Genomic DNA, 16,850 nt, shown 5'->3' on the forward strand with positions numbered 1-16,850 from the left:
CCATCCCCTGCCTGGAAGACGACGATCGAGACCATGAGCGTGGCGGCGAGGGAGGCGGCGAAGGCGTGTGCATCTTTACGGGACATCTGTTTGGCTCCTGTCTTGGAGGCGGGGGACCATCCCCCGCGCGACAGGACCTCGAAGGCCCGAAGACTGGCTGACATCACCGGGTGCGTTCGGCTCGTCCGAATCCGACCGGCGGCACGGGCTTGCCCGTAGTCCGACCCCTCGCGGGTTGATCTCGAAGACGGGATTCGGGGCAAGGAAGGGAATGGCGAGCGGGGGATGGTCCCCTGACGACTGGAGCCGGTTGTACCGCTGATGCTTGGCACCCCGCCCGCCTTCCGGCCAAGCTCTTGGTTGAAGACCTCCTTCCTGGGGATGGATCCTTGGTGTCCCGCGAATTCAAAGGACAGGGTTGTGATGGGTGAGAAACCCACCCTTCGGTAGGCCCCTCTGGTTTTATGTGGGCTCAGGCAGCGATCTCCGTGCCCCCTGCCCTATCGCTGTCGTCCTCGCCGACAATCTCCAGCCGCGCGTTGCGATAGCCCTCCTTGGCGATCCAGAGTTCGGCCACCGTGACCGACTCGGCCAAATGCAGCAGTTCCGTGTTGCCGCCGAAATCCAGCAAGACGCGCACCTGCCCGGCTCTCGGTTTCTCTGCCACCTCAAAGACCAAGGTGCTGTCAGCCGAGTGACTGCGCATGATGGTGACGAGGATAACCCCGTCAGAGGCGAAGTTGCCTTCGTGGAGCGTAAACGTCGCTGGAGCTGTCCACGTCGGATAGGGGCGCGGTGGTTCCTTCTTTACAAGGCGCCCCATTCCGTTCGAGCGTTCCCAGGCCGCCAGCTTCTTGGTGAAGCGTGAGGGAGGCTTGGGGCTGCCGTCGGTGTAACGAATGAGCGCCCCGAGGGGTGCTGTGTCGATGATCGTTGTTGCAGACATGATTCCTCTTCCCGAATGCGAGAAATCGCACTCATCCTATTGATATAGTTAATTTATATGGTGATCAGGGGCGGGAGTACCCGCCCCCGGCTGGTTGATCTCACTCAGCAGCGAGCATCGACGCGCTATCGGCAGGCAGATCGTCTGTCAGGAAAGCAGGAAGGTCAGAGTCACTGACGCTATCAGCCGTATCCGCCCCCTGCCCTTCCACACTGTCCTCGCCGTCCAGTACCACCAGATCGCCGCGGCGCAGGACCTCGGGCAACCAACCACTGCCCTTCAGCAGTCGCTCGGCTTCGGTCGCCATCTCGCCCTTTTTGAGATGATCAAGGAGCTGAGCGGTCCCTTCCCCTTTGGCCTCGCGCACGGCCTCGATGATGCGGGCCTTGGGCACGCGGTTCAGATAGGTGTCCACCGTCGGCTCCCAGCCCGCCTCGACCATGTCGAGATCGACTGCCTGTGCCACGATATCCGCCTGCACCATGCGCCGGGTCAGACCATTAGCCGAGATACCCGCACCATAGGGATTCACCTTCTCATGCAGCGCATTGATCCCGAAGCTGAGGCAATGGGCCAACAGCGACAGGCGGCTCGCCTGATCAAGGTTCGTCAGATAGTCCCAGAGGGCCGCATCGTCGCCAAGCGGCAGTTCTGCTTCCCAGGCGGCGTGACGCTCGTCCACAGCCTGCGCTACTGAGCTGTCCTTCAGATCGGCAGCCTGCGCGGACATATAGACTTGGCGAACCGAAGCCTCCAAGCAGCCTCCCGACGCACCCGTAGATTGGAACGTGTCGGTGACCAGCCTCATAAGCAGCAGCGTCAGCGCGACGTCAGGAGAGCGCCCGACGGCCTCCCGCAGCGCCAAGGTCCGGTGCGCTGTCAGTTCCATGACCAACCGCTCGGGTAATGGCTTCAACGTGCCATCATCCTCGTCATCCGCCAGACCAACCTCAAAGGGCTGACCACCCGACGTGATGATGGTCCCGACAATACCATGAGCATCACTGCCATTGCCATCCGTGGTAGTCAGCTCATCCCCCTGCCCCGCTGCCGCTGGATCGATCCCGTCTTGGACCGCGGTCTCGATCCGCAGCTCATCCTCAGGACGCACATAGCCCCGGTAGACAGCGAGTTCACCGTAACGGTCGAGCGTGACGAAAGCCCCTGCCCGCACGACTTCTGTTTGATCGAAGATCAGCGGCCGGATCTCAAGTTTCTCCATCGCCTGCTCGAGTTCGCCGAGACGAGTGTCGATCTCTTCGGGGAATTCATCCTGGCCAGCGTATTCCTCTTCCAGCGCCCGATACTCGGCCAGCAGCTTGGCATGGGCCGCGCCCTCGTCATCCGTCATCGGCGCAGGATCACCGGCCAATCGCCGCAGCGCATGGCTGTAGCCATAGGGGAGATCAAGCGACACCTCGATCCACTTCCAGCCCTCGACAGCGATCGTCTCAGCTTTGGCCTGCAACTTGTCCGTCACTAGGCGATCGAGCAGCGCAGGGTCTTCAAGCCAGCCGCCGTCGTCGCCTTGGAAGAGGTCATGCAGCATCGTGCCGCCAGCAGCTTCATAGGCGTCGACACCAACAAATACCGCACGACGATCCGACGCCCGGACCGAGGTCTCGGTGAGCATGCGTCGGATCTGGAAGGGCTCCTTGTTCCAGGAAGAATTGATCACATCCCAGACCTGAACCTGACGGTCTTGATCTGGGTTCACAGTGAAGGCCATCAGCTGTTCCAGCGTCATGCCATCCTCGGCATAGGCCTCGAGCAGGGCAGGGGCGACGGAGGCGAGTTTTAACCGCTGTTTCACGATCTGCGGCGTGACGAAGAAGGCAGCCGCAATTTCCTCATTGCCCTGGCCCTTTTCGCGCAGCGCCACGAAGGCACGGAACTGGTCTAGGGGGTGCAGAGAAACACGCTGCATGTTTTCCGCAAGAGAGTCATCCTCGGCGAGGATGTCAGAGCCCGCGTCCCGCACGATGCAGGGAATAGGCGTACTCTTGTTCAAACGCTTCTGCTTAACCAGCAGCGACAGTGCCTGGAAGCGCCGACCACCGGCCGGGATCTCGTACCTGCCAGTCTCGGTACCGTCATCCGCCAGGGCAGGCCGCACGCTCAAGCTCTGCAGTAGGCCGCGGCGGGCGATGTCCTCGGCCAACTCATCAACGGATACGCCAGCCTTGATGCGTCGCACATTGGACTGGCTCAGCACGAGCTTGTCAAAGGGGATATCCCGGGAAGGGGACAGGATGATTTTCTGGGTTACTTTTGCCATCAGTTCTTCTCCACGACGGGCGTCGGAAGCCACTCTCCCGATCTCACTTCCCGTCAAACCCTTCACAGCCACTCTCTTCCTCTAAGCGATTGGAGAATGTCCACCGCGGTGGACATCATGCGTGTGCCCTTTCTGAGTTTGCTAGTCTTTCGAGTAAGAGAGATGGGTTGAACTGATGTACGCGTCTGCCAAGTGTAATGCTGTGGAAATACGCTCCAAAGTTTCGAATGCGATTGCCGAGTTGAAGCATAATGAAGATCGCGCTGGATGCTTTTTGACCACCGATGGCTTTCTTAGCTTTTTCGAAAGTCGAGGCGTGTATTCCCATCATTGGTGCCAACGTCTGCGCATGATGTTCTACGTCTTCCCATGTTCTAAGCGTGTTCGTAGCGAATGCCGTTGCCTGATTGCATATTGAGGTCAAAGTCCTGACTTCCGGTTTTTCCGCTCTTTCTAAATCTTTATCTTCTTTTATTGACTTAGAATGATGCCGGTCAACTTGTCCGTCATTGGCGGACAAATAGGTTGCTTTGGGTGCGTCCACCGCGGTGGACATCAGATCACATTCAGCCTCTGCCTTAGTGAGCAATGCGTGATACTCAGCCAGAGACAACTTCCTTCTAAGAGTTTTCCTGACCTCTGATGGAAAAGTGCTTTCAGGCCAAAACTCTTCTAGTTGGGCAAGTCTTGTGAGGATTTGTTTGCGAACAAAGATACAGTCACGGCGTCTATTTTCTACCTCTTGAGCCATAGCCATGAGCTCGTTCGCACGTTCGATCAAAGGAGAGAGAGACAGCCCGTAGCTGATGCATTGGCCGTCTGAGGATCGAACACGATACCGTTTGCGGTTTGGGCTGTCGTGGCGTGTCATGAAGCCGAGTTCGAGAAAGCGATCAATGTGTCTGCGAAGAGTTCGTTCATCAATACCTCCGACACGGCGGCAGATCTCAAAGTTGGAGGCAAACACTGTTTCACCCTGGCCTGGCTTTAGAAAGCTGAGCATGGCTTGGAGTGTTTGCATGTGGTTTGGCCGAAGCCCAAACTGGGTGTGTGAGTCTCTGAGAGCCCTGAAGATGACCCAGACGTCAGTTTCAGTCTTAGATGTTGCTTCACCGATGGCTTGGTAAGCCTCGCTGCGTTTGATGGACAGTTTTGTGAATGTCATGTTTCTATGAACGAGGGCTGTTTTGCCCACAACTTCCCCATCTCTTCCCGCAAGTTGGTGCGTGAAAAGGCAATAAAAAGATGTCCACCGAATCGGTGACTCTTGACCGCATTGTTGGAGATTGCTACATCATAGGTGCAAAACTGATGATGAGGGCTCTCCGGGGGAAACCTTGGGGGGCTCTTTTCTTATTGGCCTTCGTCTCTCTCCTCTGCTCGTGTTTCTCGTTGTAGCCGGGGTCAGGACCCCGAGCCTCTCTCATTCCGCCATTGGTCGAAGAGCTGGCGAAGCATTGCCTCGGCGTTCTCTTCGACCCATTGGCCGAATTCTGGGTTATCTTTCCGCGTGATCTTGATGGCGACGGATCGACCATCGATGGCAAGCATGGCAAGCGGAGCGCCGCTTTCATCTCTGACCACACTGGATTGACTTGGGGTCTTTCGCTTAGCGACACCACGCGCCTTGCTGGAGGCCGAATCGAAGACGGCCTGAAACTTCTCAGGGCTTGGCGTATCGTTTTTCACCAAGGAGAGCGTCTCCCTTGCGATGTCCATCAAGGGAGCTTTCTTAGACAGCGCGGCCAGATCCCCCCATTGGCGCCGACCGATGCCATGTGCCGGCCCAATGAGGCGGATTAGTTCGTCTGGCAATTGCTCGATCACCACGCGATGATTTGAGACGCCTTGGCGTGTAAGGCCCAAAGCGTCCTGAATGACACCTGGCTTGTATCCTGCTTCCTGCATCTCTTTGATAAATAGAGCCTTCTCGATGAAAGAGGGGTCCAGTCGGAGATTGTTCTCTTGGCCTTGCGCGATCAGGGACGCGTCGTCGTCCAACGTTCGCACAATCGCTTTGACTGTCCCTCCAACCTTTCGGATGGCAGCGAGTCGGCGGCGACCGTAAACGACACGATACCTGTCTGGCTGGTCCGAAGGGCGGACCATGATAGGCACTTGCTGACCATGCTTTCGAATACTTTCGGCAAGCTCATTTATACTGTCGTCTTCAAGCACGAGACGGTCTCGCAAGCCGTCTATGTCAATCCGGTCAGGATCAATGTCGCGAATCGAATTGGCTGTGATCTCGCGCAAGGAGTCACGCAACCCGCCGACGGATCCTGGAAGTCTGGAAGATTTTGCCGGGGCAGGGGGTGAAGCCGTGACTTCGGAATCCTCTTTCGGAGGCTGGTTAAAGATGTTGCGAGCCATCAGCGACGCCCCCATGCCATCTGAATTGTTTGCTCCAGCTCATCAGCGACGCTGTTTATGCTCGTCAGCGCACGATCGAGCGTCTTTCGGATGAGCTGGTTCGGATCAACCTCGTAAATGGTCTGTTGTGTCATGCCGGCGTCGGAGATCGCGGTGGATTTCAGCATCGGTTCCGTCATGACTTGCCCTGCTAGAATGGATCGAAGGTATCCGGCCATCTGTGTCTGAGGACCGTCGGACGGCTCATATCGTGTGACTAGGAACTTGACGAAGTCCCATGTGACGCGTCTCGCAATGGCCTCTTCGACAGCTTTTATTGTCTCGGATGCCAGCTTGAGGAATTGGCTCATTGAAGCAATGTCGAGCATACCCGGGACGACCGTGACAAGAAGGCCCGTCGATGCAGACAGTGCCGTCAATGTCAAAAAGCCCAATTGAGGGGGGCAATCGATCAGAACGATGTCGTAGTCGGCATCGACCTCTTCCAATGCCAAAGCCAAGCGTTCTGCGAAGATCGGTTGGGCCCTGCGGGCAAGTGCATTTGCTGTCTCGGTTTCGTACTCGGAAAGCATCAACCCAGCCGGGACCATGTCGAGCTTGTGAAAGTAGGTCTTCTGAATGACCTCTGAGAGCGGAACCTGATCTTCATACCGCAAAGCGTCGTAAATGGTGCCGCCGTCCGCGAACTCCAGTTCAGGTCGGAAGCCAAAGAAAGTAGTCAGGCTGGCCTGCGGGTCCAGATCAAGTACGAGCACTCGATAGCCACGCAAAGCATAACGTTGCGCTAGGTGAATTGTCGCCGTCGTCTTGGACGACCCACCCTTAAAGTTGACCACCGAAATCACTTGGAGGCGATCACCCTCCCGCCGCCCGGGACGATAGGCGTCCGCGTTCTTTCCGGTGCGACCGAGGATTTCGCGCAGAGTATCTACTTCCTCGGCGCTGTAAAACCTATGGCCGCGATTATCGGTGTGAACGTCGGGGAAGCTCCCGTCTTTATGTCGATTGCGCAGGTTTGATGTGCTGACGCGGAGCACACTCGCGACCTCAGTCGAACTAAAACGTCTCAAAGACTTGCGCTCTTCGGGCTCGAACGCGATTTTCATCTGCCGATCGAGCGACTCGGCTAGGTTGTCCGCGAAGGCTCCAATATCAGATGAGCCTATACCTTGCGCATATCCAGCGTTACGATCATCCATGTTCTGCCGCCTCTCGTGGCCTTTTCGAAGGCTCTTTCTCATTCTGACGATCAAAAGTACGCCTGACGCGTTTCGCCGTCAGAATGGAAATGCCATGAACGCGCGCATCCGGCAAGAAGAATCTAGATGTGGTGTATAAGTTATCCACAGCAACAACCCTCTGTTCGCGCATAAATAGGAATTAAGGCATTGATAGTAATATATAAAATGATTGCTAACCACGATACGCCCTGCACCAAAAAAATGACCCGGCGACACCGTAACCCCCCTTCTTTGTTGAGAAATCCGAGATTTCGTGGCTTAGGCGGGGATGATTCTGGAAACATGATGTCGTCTGTGGCTCGACGAACATCTATAATTTATTGACTACAGCATCCCCAGCTTCACAGCGCGCTCCAACAGTATCTTGACGGATGAAGGCTGCCAGCCATTTCGCCCGCGCGGCGTGCGTTCGCGCATCGCTTCTAACCGGGCGCAGATCGCCTGTAGCGTGATATCAGGGTCTGCTCCCTTGATGGCGGCGACGACTGCCGGCAGGCGGTCGTTGGTCTCGCGTCGCCCGGCACGGCCAAGAACGGCCTCAGACAGGAAGCCGTCGCGCACGTAGGCCTTCACGGCACGCAACAGGCGGCTTTGCGTCCAGCGACGCGCCTCGGGCAATGGGCCGTTGATGATGCGCACCACGTCTTCCCAGGCCAAGTCGGGTCGCAACCGGCGCACATGGGGCACCCAATCTTGTGCCGTCTCGTTCAGACGCTCCATGTAGCCGTCTTGTCGCGCCAGCCGCACTTTGCGAAGAGCAGCAGGGTCTTTGGCCCGCAGTCCAGGGTTCCCGCCGACCCGGCCCTTGGTACGGGCGCTCGCCAGCCCCGCCTTGGTACGTTCCCGGATCAGCGCCCGCTCGAACTCGGCCGCGGCGCCCAGAACCTGCAGCGTGAACTTGCCTTGCGGGGACCCGGTGTCGATCGGGTCCTGAATGGAACGAAAGAACGCACCCTTGGCCTCCAGCCGCTCGATCACCTCCAGCAGATGCGACAGGGATCGCGCGAGGCGGTCAATCCGCACGACCACCAGCGTGTCGCCCTTGCCGATGCGCTCCAACACCCGCGCAAGCACCGGCCGCGCACGATTGCCGCCCGAGGCCTGTTCTTCATGGATTTCGGCGCAGCCTGCGGATTTCAGGGCCTGCGACTGGGGCAGGGGGGTCTGATCTTCGGTCGATACGCGGGCATAACCGATCAGGGGCATCAAAACAGTCTTTTTGCAGTTCTATCTATCGCTAATAAACGACCGATTGAGAGCGACGAGAGGAGAGGTCGTGTGATGGCTGTGCGTCGCCCAAGGTCAGCTTCCATTGACCAGAACTCAGTATTGGCATATATTGCCAATATAGGAGACTTGACTCATGGTGACACGCAACGTTGTCCTGACCGAAACTCAGGACCATCTGGTTCAAGCACTGGTGGCGTCCGGGCGCTATCAGAATGTGAGTGAAGCCTTGCGCGCTGGCCTGAGGCTGCTCGAGCAGGAAGAAGCACAGCTGGCCGGGATCCGGAAGGGTCTCCTGGAAGGTCTGACGCAGGCCAAGGCGGGTGATCTTGCGGAGGGCAGCGGCAAAGATGCGATCCGGAGGGCCTTTGCGACTGCGCGCACGCGATCATGAGCCGATCCTTCCGGCTGACCCGTCGTGCGGAAGCCAGCCTCACTGAAGTCGCCAGATGGACGATCGAAAATTTTGGGCTGCGCCAAGCAGAGCTCTACGAGGCGGAATTGCTCAACTGCTGTGAAAGTATTCTGAACGGCCAGGCCCATAGCCGGAGTTGGCAGTTCTCGTTGATCATGTCGAAGACCTGCGATTCGTAAGGGCAGGGGAGCATTTCCTGGTCTTTCTGGATCGATCGGACGAGGTCATCATCGTGGACATCCTCCATTCCCGCAGCGATCTCCCTCGCCATATTGCCTCACTTTCAGCTTTGAAGCCCGAAGACTCCTGATCCACGTCACAACCCGGCTGCCTTGGTCAGGTTCACGCGGAACCTGTCTCGGCGGCGCTGGTAACGGCGGGTCATTTCGGCGCTTGCATGGCCAAGCTGCTTCTGGACATAGCGCTCGTCGACCTCTGCCGAACTGGCGAGGCCGGCGCGCAGGCTGTGGCCAGAGAACAGACCGAGGCGGTCTTTCTCGGGCAGATTCGACCGGATGCCCGCGTCCAAGACCGTGCGCTTGATCAGCCGGGCGACATGCTTGTCGTTCAGTCTCGTTTCCAATGCGCGTTTGCCATCCCGCGAGGTGCCGACGAAGACTGGACCGAAGTCGATCTTTGCGAAGTGCAACCATTGCTCAAGCGCATGCACGGGACAGGTTTGATCCTTGGACCCGCGGCCAATCTCGACCTCACGCCAGCCAGTCTTGGCATTCAGGGTGAGAAGGGCGCCATTGTCGAAGATCTCGATCCAACCGCCAGAGTCCGGCGTGTCGTCCTTGTGCACATCGAGGCTAACGATTTCGGAACGGCGCAGACCGCCGGCGTAGCCGATCAGCAGGATCGTCCGATCCCGCAACCCGCGCAGGTCGAAAGGAAGGGTTGTCACCATCGCGAGGATGTCCTCGGCCAGGATCGCTTCCTTCTGTACTGGCGGTCGCGCGTGTTTGCGCTTGATCCCGGCGAGCACGGTGGCGATGTGGCGGTTCTTGCGATCGAGGGCAAAGCCGCGTTGCGTAAAATTCCAGGCGAGACCCGACAGGCGGCGCTCAATCGTCGAAACTGATAGGGCAGGCGAGGGGCCCGCTCCAGACGCCAGGTCCGCAAGGTAGAGTCCGATCATTTCAGATGAAGGAGGCAGCGGCTCCGCACCTTTCAACCGGCACCAGCGTGCAAAATGTGCCCAGTCCTTTGCATATGCCTTCAATGTATTGTCCGAGGCCGCGGCGCGCGCATAGTCGCGCGCGGTATCCACCAGCCGATCGAGGCTGCCTGAGCCCGCGATGTGGGCGGGTAGGGAGATAGCGTCGCTTTTTTCTTGATCTCTCTCGTCGTCCTGAGCGATACTAAACGCACCAGAGTTTGATGTCGATTTCTCGTCCTCTGAGGCCATTTTCCCGTGAATCCAGTGATGAAATTAAACTGGTTTTCAGCGTATCTCGTAATGTCCGATAAGGCAAACTTATTGGACATGATTGAGAGCCATATAGCGGGGCGGTTTTTACATCATATTGTGGACGAAAGCGCCGCGTGAGACTCGTCTTGTGGCATGACATACGCCGCTGACAGCATCGACACATTACCCCGGATGCCGTCATGGGTCGGGATTGCCAACTTGTTTGCAGTGCGTTGCTTGGTTAGGCGTTGGGTATGAATTTACCATCCTCCATGCCGCGCCTGAAAGGCTACCGTTTTCCGCGCGAGATCGTCGCATATGCCGTCTGGGTCCACCATCGCTTCGCACTCAGTACTGCAGTTGTCGAGGATCTTCTCGCCGATCGAGGTGTCACTGCACCCTAATTAATCAGAATCGGGCCTGAATTTGTCCCATAAAATCAATGGGGAGTGGGCAAAACTTGGGGGTTATGCGGCTGCTCTCTGGTAAGCGCCGGTCAGTCGACCGTCGAGTACCGCGGCGCGGACAACGGCCACCCGGTGGGCCCCCTTGGGTGACCATCTCATGCGGCGTCGCTTTCCCATGCGGGTGTTGCCGATGTCGTCCACGCAGCCCTCAGCCCGGGACGAAGAAATCGGACGACCCGTGCGGTACCGCCGACCATAGTCGGTTAGGCTGTCCATGTTGTTCGCAAGGTAGGAATAGAGGTCCCGGCACCGGGCTTGCACGCGTCGGGCTGCTTCAGCCGCCATGCGATCATCTGTATTCAGCCGCGTGCAATCGACGATCAACCATTGCAGACTGGTCGTGGCCGTAAGAATTTTTCCATGCCAAAGGTACCATCGCAGCGTTTCGGCCGGACGTTTGAACAGCACTGGAATGCCGGAGAAACCCCTGCTCTGCAGCAGGCCTTTTACCGCGTTCTCGACATGCTGAATGCGCATCGAGATATGCCACCAGTCGAGGATGTGGCGAACCTTTCCACCGACGGCATTGCGGACGAGGTTTGGCAGGGCTGGTTCCCCGTCCGAAATTACCGTGACGGTTTGTTCGTGATCCCAACCGAGAGCCCTCAAGTCCTGGCGAAGCTGACTGGCGGGTGACAGGACCGCCTGTTGCACCAAGCCGAAGCGACGGCACCTATCGTGGCCTTCAATTTTACCGACCACAACATCGAGGTGTCGCTTCTGATATTCCGGCCTGCATCGGATATGCGCACCGTCCAGGAAAACCGTCAGCGCAGGCGCCTCTTCGGCGGCTGAAGGAACCAACGACCCAGTCTGCTCGCTGTCGCAGATTTCCCGGGCAACTTTGCCCAGTCGATTGCGCACCGATGTATTCACCTGCTTCGCGCAAGGCAGAAAGGTTTCCAGGATACGCGCCGCTTCCCGGAAGGAATGACGCGCCCCAAGTTCGGCTTGAAGGCGTCGCAGTTCCGGGGTCGATCGATCCGGAAAAAAGTGAGCGATAGGCGAAAGCGATCCGCCCAAGACAACATCGGATTTTGCATTGCAGGCGCATCGGCGAATGCGCGGCGCTTTGACCTCGAACCTGCCGAAGAGCGTGTCGAGCACCCGCGACCGATAATCATGTATGGCCCGGACCCCGTCGCAGTCCGGACAGATCCTGCTGGCTTCGGAAATTTCCTCGATCTGGTCGCGCAGGATCGCATTCTGCAATTGCCCCAGGATGGTCTTCGCATCTTCGAGCAACAACCCGAACCCCTCAGGCTGCGTGCGCCGAAACGGGCGGAATAGACGGCCGAGACGATGCCTCTTTGTGGTTCCGTTCTCGAAAGTCGTCTCGACAATAATCCGCACGTCCATGGTAGTTCCCTCCTCAATGAACCACCAACATACACAGACACCCCCAAGTTTTGCCCACTCCCGAATTAAAGACAAAATCTCATATTTAATGGTTCTGCCTCAATCTGTGTGGCGCAGTGGCAGCATTCGGGCTCTGAGGAGTTCTGGTCCGGCGCGACCGTACATGGCGCGCTTGAGGGTCTTCAGGCGATTGACTTGGCCCTCAGCCTGACCGTTGCTCCACGGAAGTTCGATGGCATTGCGCACGGCCTCGATGTCGCGGTGCAGCGTGCGGGCAAAGCGCATGATTGGTGGGATGCCAGTCTCAATGGCCAGGTCGATCCATGCGTCCAGCGGGGCGGACTGGTCGCCGCGCAAAATGCCCTGAAACCGCATGGCAAGGCTCCGCATCGTGGCAAAGCTTGGCGATCCGGCCTTCAATGCATCTACCTTTTGGGCCTGGTCTGCGGTCAATTTGCGTCGCGGCTTGATACAGAGCGCCGCTGCGACAACCGGCGAAATGGCGTGACCGGTTTGCGGGTCCCGCACAGGCGCCAGGGGCAGCGGCGTGTCGGTCGGGCCTGCTAGAACGGTTTGTTCATCCCTTCGCCATCCGGCCAGCAGACGTTGCAAATGAGACAAGCTGCCCTCATAGCCATGGCGTTGAATTTCGACCAATAATTCCTGGCCGGACCGGATACCCTGTTTCCAGAGATCGGCCAGTATGCTCTCAAAATACCACGGCGACGTGGGCTTCAATGCAGCTCGGCGGCGGTCTGGTGGCGAGTCGGAGCTCAACCACTTCGCCACACTACGACGCGGGAAGCCGGTCCGACGTCCAATTTCGCTACAAGACAGCCCTTGATCACGAAGCGCATGGATGTTTCGGAAAATTTCCTCACGTGATTTCCGATGAGCAAGACGCGATCGCAGTAGATGATTGGCCGTGCTGATGTTTTCGGCATCTGACAATAGCGCCCGCCCGGTGGCGCGGCCATGCATATTCATCTGCTCTTCAATGGCCTGGCGCAGGTTCTGGACGAGATGGAAACGGTCTGCGACCTGCAGGGCTTGCGGTGCACCCTGACGTGCGGCCTTCGCATATCCGCCACAACGATCCCGACTGATGACTTCAATCTCAGGGTGCTGCCGCAGCCAGCTCGCACAGCTTTCAACGCTCCGATCCGGAAGAATATCAATTACGGTCTGCCGCTCGAGATCGACGATGATGGTTCCGTAAGTCTGCGACTTGCGCCAGCTCCAATCGTCGATGCCAATGACCGTTGGCGGCGGGGCGACGCTTTCCGCACACTTCTTGAGGTGTCGCAGCACCGTGTCATTGCTGACACCGACGCCTAAACGGCGCAAGAGCCGCTCGGCAGGCCGTCCACCCGTGGCGTGCCCCAGATGAACTACAATGTCATCAGCACGCGAAGTTCGACGTGCAAATGGACGCGCAATTGACGAGGTGTAGTCCGAAAAAGTCCGCCGCGGGCACGTGGAAGCGCGACATCGCCACCTGCAGACCCAGAGTGCGATTGTTACCTTGTCGCCAAGTGCAGGTAAATCCTGTAGCCGCCTTTGCCGCCACCCGTGACGACGCCGAGAATGCAAACCACAATCTGGGCAGATGCCTCTCGGTGCCAAAACACCGGATACAAGCCACCCGCCGGAATCACGTCGCTTAACGCCTTGAACCGAAACGTCGCTCCCGGGCGACCAGTGCTTTTTTGAAATCACGACTATCCCTCCCGAATGTTCCAAGCTCAGGATAGTTGCGCCACACAAATTGAGGCAGAACCGATTTAAGGGCAACGCGACACTGGGCAAGGGCAGAGGGGGTTCACGCTGCGCGACTGGCAAGACTGGCTGGACGCCTTGGAGCTCTGGATGACCGGCTGCTGCGCGGTCCGGAAGGCTGGCGGCATCGGCTCGCTCTTATCGAGGCGGCGGATCTTAGCTGGTTCGCAGGAGATCGTGTGAGCCCCGATCGGCTGGCGCTTTGGTTATCCATGCGTTTGTCTGGAGTGCAGGATGACTCGGAAGCACTGGCCCGTGCCGGATGGGCCGTGCGACGCCTGACAGGTGGTCCGGAGCCAATGGTAGATTTGGCGGCCTTCCTGGATCGGCGTGATCCTGAGAAATTCGAGGACAATGCCGAGCGCTTTGACGAGCGTGTAGGGAGCTGGCTGGACGTGATGACAGCCGCGGTTGACCTCCACCCGATCACGCGCGCTTGCATGGGGTTTCAGCTCTGGAGTCTGGCTGGCCTCGGCCGATATGGAGACCGGATTGAGGCCGCTGTGACTGCTGGCAGGATCGCGGCCAGCGACGGCAATGGAGCCATCTTTGCGCCGCTGGCCATGGGCGGGGCAGGGGGCTTACGTGCGTCCGGCCGTCCAGCTGAAAGATTGGCCCGCTGGCTGGATGAGATGGAAACTGGTTGCCTGACCGCGATGCGACATCTCGACGATCTCGAAGCATGGTCAACGCGGGCGGAAGCTGAGACGGCCGCGCTCTCGGGTAAAACCTCGCCAAACTTGCTTGCGGCCCTGACCGAATGGCCCCTCGTTTCCGCTCCTATGGCCCAAACCTTGACCGGTGCCAGTCGGGCAGCGGTTCAGCGCAACCTCGCATGGATGGAAGCGCGAGGCCTCATCCGGGAAGTGACCGGGCAGGGGCGGTTTCGGATGTGGCAAGCAGCGACCTGAAGGTGATCCAGAACACGCATAAGCACGCATATGTTAAGTTGGCTCTTGGCCAAGAGTGCGCATGACTCGGGCGCACCTGGGACGAATACTTCTCGGGCGAAAGCGGCGCGCCTAAGACCCGCAGCAAGAGTTAAGTCCGCTATCCGCGTCGGACCCGGGGTCATGCCAGCCAAGTTCGCAGAACGTCAGAAGGCCGCAAGCATGTGGACTAGGCCTTTTTCGATGTTCTTCCACGGCTTCTTGCCCACGGTATGTAAGAACCAACATCTGGTACCGCAGATATTTTTCGTAAAGAACTGCATGAAGCGACAACAGATTTTGTGACCCACAGGCCTGGATCAAGGACTTATGGAACTCCCAGTCATATCGGAATCAGGATCGGAGCGACCACGCCCTGCGCCAATGGCTGCGGGAACTGGCGAATAAACGTCGCCGGTTCGGATATCGTAGTTAGGGCATCCTTTTGGCCAGAGAGGGTTTTGAAGTGAACCATTAGAAGCTTTTCCGTCTCTATCGCGAGGAAGGGCTGGCCGTGCGCCGCAGGTGATCACGCAAACGCGCACTGGGTACGCGCAGGCCCATCCTAGTGCCGGATCGCGCCAATCAGCGTTGGTCGTTGGACTTCGTGTCCGATGCCTTTGCTAATGGCCAAAGGTTCCGTGTGTTGTGCATCGTGGATGACTGCACGCGCGAAGCCTTGGCGGCCACTGTGGTGGATCGCTCACTGTCAGGTGAGCGGATGATCCGCGAACTGGATGACCTGATCGGGAGGCTGGGTCAGTTGACTTTCTGACCCACGATCAGATCAAAGCGATGACAACGGCCGACCGTATCGTCAACCTCGGCACTCGTCAGGGGTATGTTACCCCCTGGATCACGACGTCAGCGGAAAAGCGCCCTTAGGGGTGCCACAGCCTCTTGCCAGCTGTCACGCGCTTCTAGCCGGTCGATCCAACTCGCAACTCCTGGGTACTGGTCCAGTAAAATCCCCGCTTGATCGCGATACATGAAGGTGGTCGCAAGATAGAAGTCGGCAAGGCTGAGTGCGCCTGCGATCCAGTCCTTGCCGTCGAGTCCGGTTTCCAGAACGGCAAGGAACTGATCTGTGGCTTTTCGTTCCGCTTCGACCACAGTCGGATCGGGATCGCCCATGCCGAATTTCTCTTTGAGAAACAGCTCAAAGGACAATTTCTGCATCGCCGGGCCAAGGTGGATCGCTTGCCACCAGGTCCATTGATCGACGAGGGACCGCGCCTTGCGGCCCTCAGGATAGAGGCCCGCCTCGGGCCGAAGCCCCGCCAGATAGGCACAAATTGCCCGGGATTCCCAAAGCACGAAATTCCCGTCCTCCAAAACGGGCACCTTTGCATTGGGATTGCGAGCGAGAAATTCCGCCGCGCGGTTGTCCCCGGCCCGGATGTCGACCTGGACGATTTCGAGGTCCACGCCCAGTTCGTGTGCCACCGCCCGCACACGCAGCGCATTGGGCGAGAAATTCGCGTTGTAGAGTTTCATGATTTTGTCCGCCTCTATAGTTACTGCGGCGCCCGAAGAAGCACCGCCCGGTTTTCGGTCAGGAAATCGGTAACCGACTGTCCGGACTTGCCGGTGAGCGTCTTGAGATCGTCGCTGGCCACATCAAGGTAGCCTTCGGCGATTGCCTGGTCGAAAGAGACGAAAACACGCGCCATGAACTCGGGCAGGCCATTTGCGATCATCGCCTGCACCATGTCTTCGGCCGGCATCGGAACGTAGGGGATGTCCTTGCCGGCGATGTCCGACAAAAGCGCCGCGATATCGGCCTGGCCGGTGGATTCGGGCCCGGTGATGTCCAGGACCTCGCGGTCGGTCGCATTCATCAGCGCGGCAGCGGCGGCGCGGGCGCAGTCGGCGCGCGTGACGTAACTCGCCCGTCCGTCCCCTGCCGCGGCAAAGAGCTGCCCCATGTCGATCGCCTGCGGTCCGCTCATAAGCAACAGATCCGTGTAAAGGTTGTTGCGAAGGATCGTGTAGCTGGCGCCGCTTTGCTCGATCAGCTTCTCGGTGTTCTGATGATCCTTGCTGAAAGTGATGGGGCTTTCGGGTACCGGGCTGGCAAGCGAGGTATAGACGATGTGGTCGATACCCGCCTCGCGTGCGGCGGTGATCGCATTGGAATGAGCCGCGAGCCGTTTGCCCGGCTCCAGATCGTCGGTGGAGATGATCAGGATCCGCTTGCCGCCCGCGATGGCCGGACCCAGTGTTTCGGGCGCGTTGAAATCGCCTTGGCGAACATCCACCCCCTTGTCCCTGAACTCGGCGAGTTTGTCGGCGTTGCGCGTGACCGCGATGATCGGACCGGCGCCCGCCTCGATCAGTTGATCGATTACCTGGCGTCCAAGCTGGCCGGAGGCGCCTGTGACGATAAATGGTCCGTTCTGAAAGCTTGCCATGGGCGTAT

The 16,850-nt window shown here is 58.5% G+C and carries 14 protein-coding genes and 3 pseudogenes; 5 read left to right on the plus strand and 12 right to left on the minus strand.

What is annotated here, in order from left to right; genetic code table 11:
- Positions 1-472: 472 nt before the first annotated feature.
- From ACOYQJ_RS16990 to ACOYQJ_RS17015, 6 genes are all read right to left on the minus strand, one after another.
- A complete protein-coding gene (locus ACOYQJ_RS16990) occupies positions 473-946 on the minus strand; it encodes a UCP036055 family protein (RefSeq protein ID WP_301070033.1) in 474 nt (157 codons plus the stop codon).
- 100 nt (positions 947-1,046) lie between these two features.
- Positions 1,047-3,224, minus strand: coding sequence for a ParB/RepB/Spo0J family partition protein (locus tag ACOYQJ_RS16995; protein WP_301070032.1), 2,178 nt, complete (start codon positions 3,222-3,224; stop codon positions 1,047-1,049).
- Positions 3,225-3,339: 115 nt separating this feature from the next.
- Positions 3,340-4,419 carry a plasmid replication protein RepC gene (gene repC / locus ACOYQJ_RS17000; RefSeq protein ID WP_422907244.1) on the minus strand — a complete coding sequence of 360 codons (1,080 nt, stop codon included), beginning with the start codon at positions 4,417-4,419 and terminating at the stop codon, positions 3,340-3,342.
- A gap of 209 nt (positions 4,420-4,628) precedes the next feature.
- Positions 4,629-5,597 carry a plasmid partitioning protein RepB gene (gene repB, locus ACOYQJ_RS17005; RefSeq protein WP_301070030.1) on the minus strand — a complete coding sequence of 323 codons (969 nt, stop codon included), beginning with the start codon at positions 5,595-5,597 and terminating at the stop codon, positions 4,629-4,631.
- Complete coding sequence (gene repA / locus ACOYQJ_RS17010) at positions 5,597-6,796, minus strand: plasmid partitioning protein RepA (RefSeq protein ID WP_301070029.1); 1,200 nt, start codon at positions 6,794-6,796, stop codon at positions 5,597-5,599. Before repA ends, repB begins: the two co-directional genes overlap by 1 nt.
- A gap of 366 nt (positions 6,797-7,162) precedes the next feature.
- On the minus strand, positions 7,163-8,044 hold the full coding sequence (locus ACOYQJ_RS17015; RefSeq protein WP_422907245.1) for a recombinase family protein: 882 nt from the start codon (positions 8,042-8,044) through the stop codon (positions 7,163-7,165).
- 157 nt (positions 8,045-8,201) lie between these two features.
- On the opposite strand from ACOYQJ_RS17015, the gene ACOYQJ_RS17020 reads away from it, so the two are divergent.
- Both ACOYQJ_RS17020 and ACOYQJ_RS17025 read left to right on the plus strand, forming a co-directional pair.
- Positions 8,202-8,459 (plus strand): type II toxin-antitoxin system ParD family antitoxin, encoded by a 258-nt coding sequence (locus ACOYQJ_RS17020; protein ID WP_422907246.1) that lies wholly within the window; start codon positions 8,202-8,204, stop codon positions 8,457-8,459.
- Complete coding sequence (locus ACOYQJ_RS17025; RefSeq protein ID WP_422907247.1) at positions 8,456-8,659, plus strand: type II toxin-antitoxin system RelE/ParE family toxin; 204 nt, start codon at positions 8,456-8,458, stop codon at positions 8,657-8,659. Before ACOYQJ_RS17020 ends, ACOYQJ_RS17025 begins: the two co-directional genes overlap by 4 nt.
- A 137-nt stretch (positions 8,660-8,796) precedes the next feature.
- Here the strand turns inward: ACOYQJ_RS17025 and ACOYQJ_RS17030 are convergent, their stop codons facing one another.
- The gene (locus ACOYQJ_RS17030; protein ID WP_422907248.1) at positions 8,797-9,891 is read right to left on the minus strand and encodes a tyrosine-type recombinase/integrase; all 1,095 of its coding nucleotides are present in this window, start codon (positions 9,889-9,891) and stop codon (positions 8,797-8,799) included.
- 257 nt (positions 9,892-10,148) lie between these two features.
- On the opposite strand from ACOYQJ_RS17030, the pseudogene ACOYQJ_RS17035 reads away from it, so the two are divergent.
- A pseudogene (locus tag ACOYQJ_RS17035) lies at positions 10,149-10,286 on the plus strand (IS6 family transposase); the annotation flags it as partial.
- A 75-nt stretch (positions 10,287-10,361) separates the two neighbouring features.
- Here the strand turns inward: ACOYQJ_RS17035 and ACOYQJ_RS17040 are convergent.
- Both ACOYQJ_RS17040 and ACOYQJ_RS17045 read right to left on the minus strand, forming a co-directional pair.
- Positions 10,362-11,720 carry an ISKra4 family transposase gene (locus ACOYQJ_RS17040; protein WP_422907249.1) on the minus strand — a complete coding sequence of 453 codons (1,359 nt, stop codon included), beginning with the start codon at positions 11,718-11,720 and terminating at the stop codon, positions 10,362-10,364.
- Between the two features lie 99 nt (positions 11,721-11,819).
- A complete protein-coding gene (locus tag ACOYQJ_RS17045; RefSeq protein ID WP_420824325.1) occupies positions 11,820-13,439 on the minus strand; it encodes an ISL3 family transposase in 1,620 nt (539 codons plus the stop codon).
- An 83-nt stretch (positions 13,440-13,522) separates the two neighbouring features.
- On the opposite strand from ACOYQJ_RS17045, the pseudogene ACOYQJ_RS17050 reads away from it, so the two are divergent.
- A pseudogene (locus tag ACOYQJ_RS17050) lies at positions 13,523-14,410 on the plus strand (hypothetical protein); the annotation flags it as partial.
- A gap of 111 nt (positions 14,411-14,521) precedes the next feature.
- Here the strand turns inward: ACOYQJ_RS17050 and ACOYQJ_RS17055 are convergent.
- Complete coding sequence (locus ACOYQJ_RS17055) at positions 14,522-14,752, minus strand: hypothetical protein (protein WP_369824838.1); 231 nt, start codon at positions 14,750-14,752, stop codon at positions 14,522-14,524.
- 25 nt (positions 14,753-14,777) lie between these two features.
- Here ACOYQJ_RS17055 and ACOYQJ_RS17060 point away from each other — a divergent pair.
- Positions 14,778-15,191, plus strand: a pseudogene (locus ACOYQJ_RS17060) (transposase family protein); the annotation flags it as partial.
- 101 nt (positions 15,192-15,292) lie between these two features.
- Here the strand turns inward: ACOYQJ_RS17060 and ACOYQJ_RS17065 are convergent.
- Both ACOYQJ_RS17065 and ACOYQJ_RS17070 read right to left on the minus strand, forming a co-directional pair.
- On the minus strand, positions 15,293-15,925 hold the full coding sequence (locus ACOYQJ_RS17065; RefSeq protein ID WP_027238702.1) for a glutathione S-transferase family protein: 633 nt from the start codon (positions 15,923-15,925) through the stop codon (positions 15,293-15,295).
- Between the two features lie 20 nt (positions 15,926-15,945).
- Positions 15,946-16,842, minus strand: a complete 897-nt coding sequence (locus ACOYQJ_RS17070) for an SDR family oxidoreductase (protein ID WP_037931965.1) — start codon at positions 16,840-16,842, stop codon at positions 15,946-15,948.
- Positions 16,843-16,850 lie beyond the last annotated feature (8 nt).

Source organism: Pacificoceanicola algae (assembly GCF_049341065.1).
GTDB lineage: Bacteria > Pseudomonadota > Alphaproteobacteria > Rhodobacterales > Rhodobacteraceae > Pacificoceanicola.

Excerpts from the sequence above, each read along its gene's own strand:
- ACOYQJ_RS17015 (WP_422907245.1), bottom strand. The coding sequence starts at position 8,044 with ATGCCCCTGATCGGTTATGCCCGCGTATCGACCGAAGATCAGACCCCC.
- ACOYQJ_RS17065 (WP_027238702.1), bottom strand. The coding sequence starts at position 15,925 with ATGAAACTCTACAACGCGAATTTCTCGCCCAATGCGCTGCGTGTGCGG.
- ACOYQJ_RS17020 (WP_422907246.1), top strand. The coding sequence starts at position 8,202 with ATGGTGACACGCAACGTTGTCCTGACCGAAACTCAGGACCATCTGGTT.
- ACOYQJ_RS16990 (WP_301070033.1), bottom strand. The coding sequence starts at position 946 with ATGTCTGCAACAACGATCATCGACACAGCACCCCTCGGGGCGCTCATT.
- ACOYQJ_RS17030 (WP_422907248.1), bottom strand. The coding sequence starts at position 9,891 with ATGGCCTCAGAGGACGAGAAATCGACATCAAACTCTGGTGCGTTTAGT.
- ACOYQJ_RS17040 (WP_422907249.1), bottom strand. The coding sequence starts at position 11,720 with ATGGACGTGCGGATTATTGTCGAGACGACTTTCGAGAACGGAACCACA.
- ACOYQJ_RS17070 (WP_037931965.1), bottom strand. The coding sequence starts at position 16,842 with ATGGCAAGCTTTCAGAACGGACCATTTATCGTCACAGGCGCCTCCGGC.
- ACOYQJ_RS17025 (WP_422907247.1), top strand. The coding sequence starts at position 8,456 with ATGAGCCGATCCTTCCGGCTGACCCGTCGTGCGGAAGCCAGCCTCACT.
- ACOYQJ_RS16995 (WP_301070032.1), bottom strand. The coding sequence starts at position 3,224 with ATGGCAAAAGTAACCCAGAAAATCATCCTGTCCCCTTCCCGGGATATC.
- repA (WP_301070029.1), bottom strand. The coding sequence starts at position 6,796 with ATGGATGATCGTAACGCTGGATATGCGCAAGGTATAGGCTCATCTGAT.
- repB (WP_301070030.1), bottom strand. The coding sequence starts at position 5,597 with ATGGCTCGCAACATCTTTAACCAGCCTCCGAAAGAGGATTCCGAAGTC.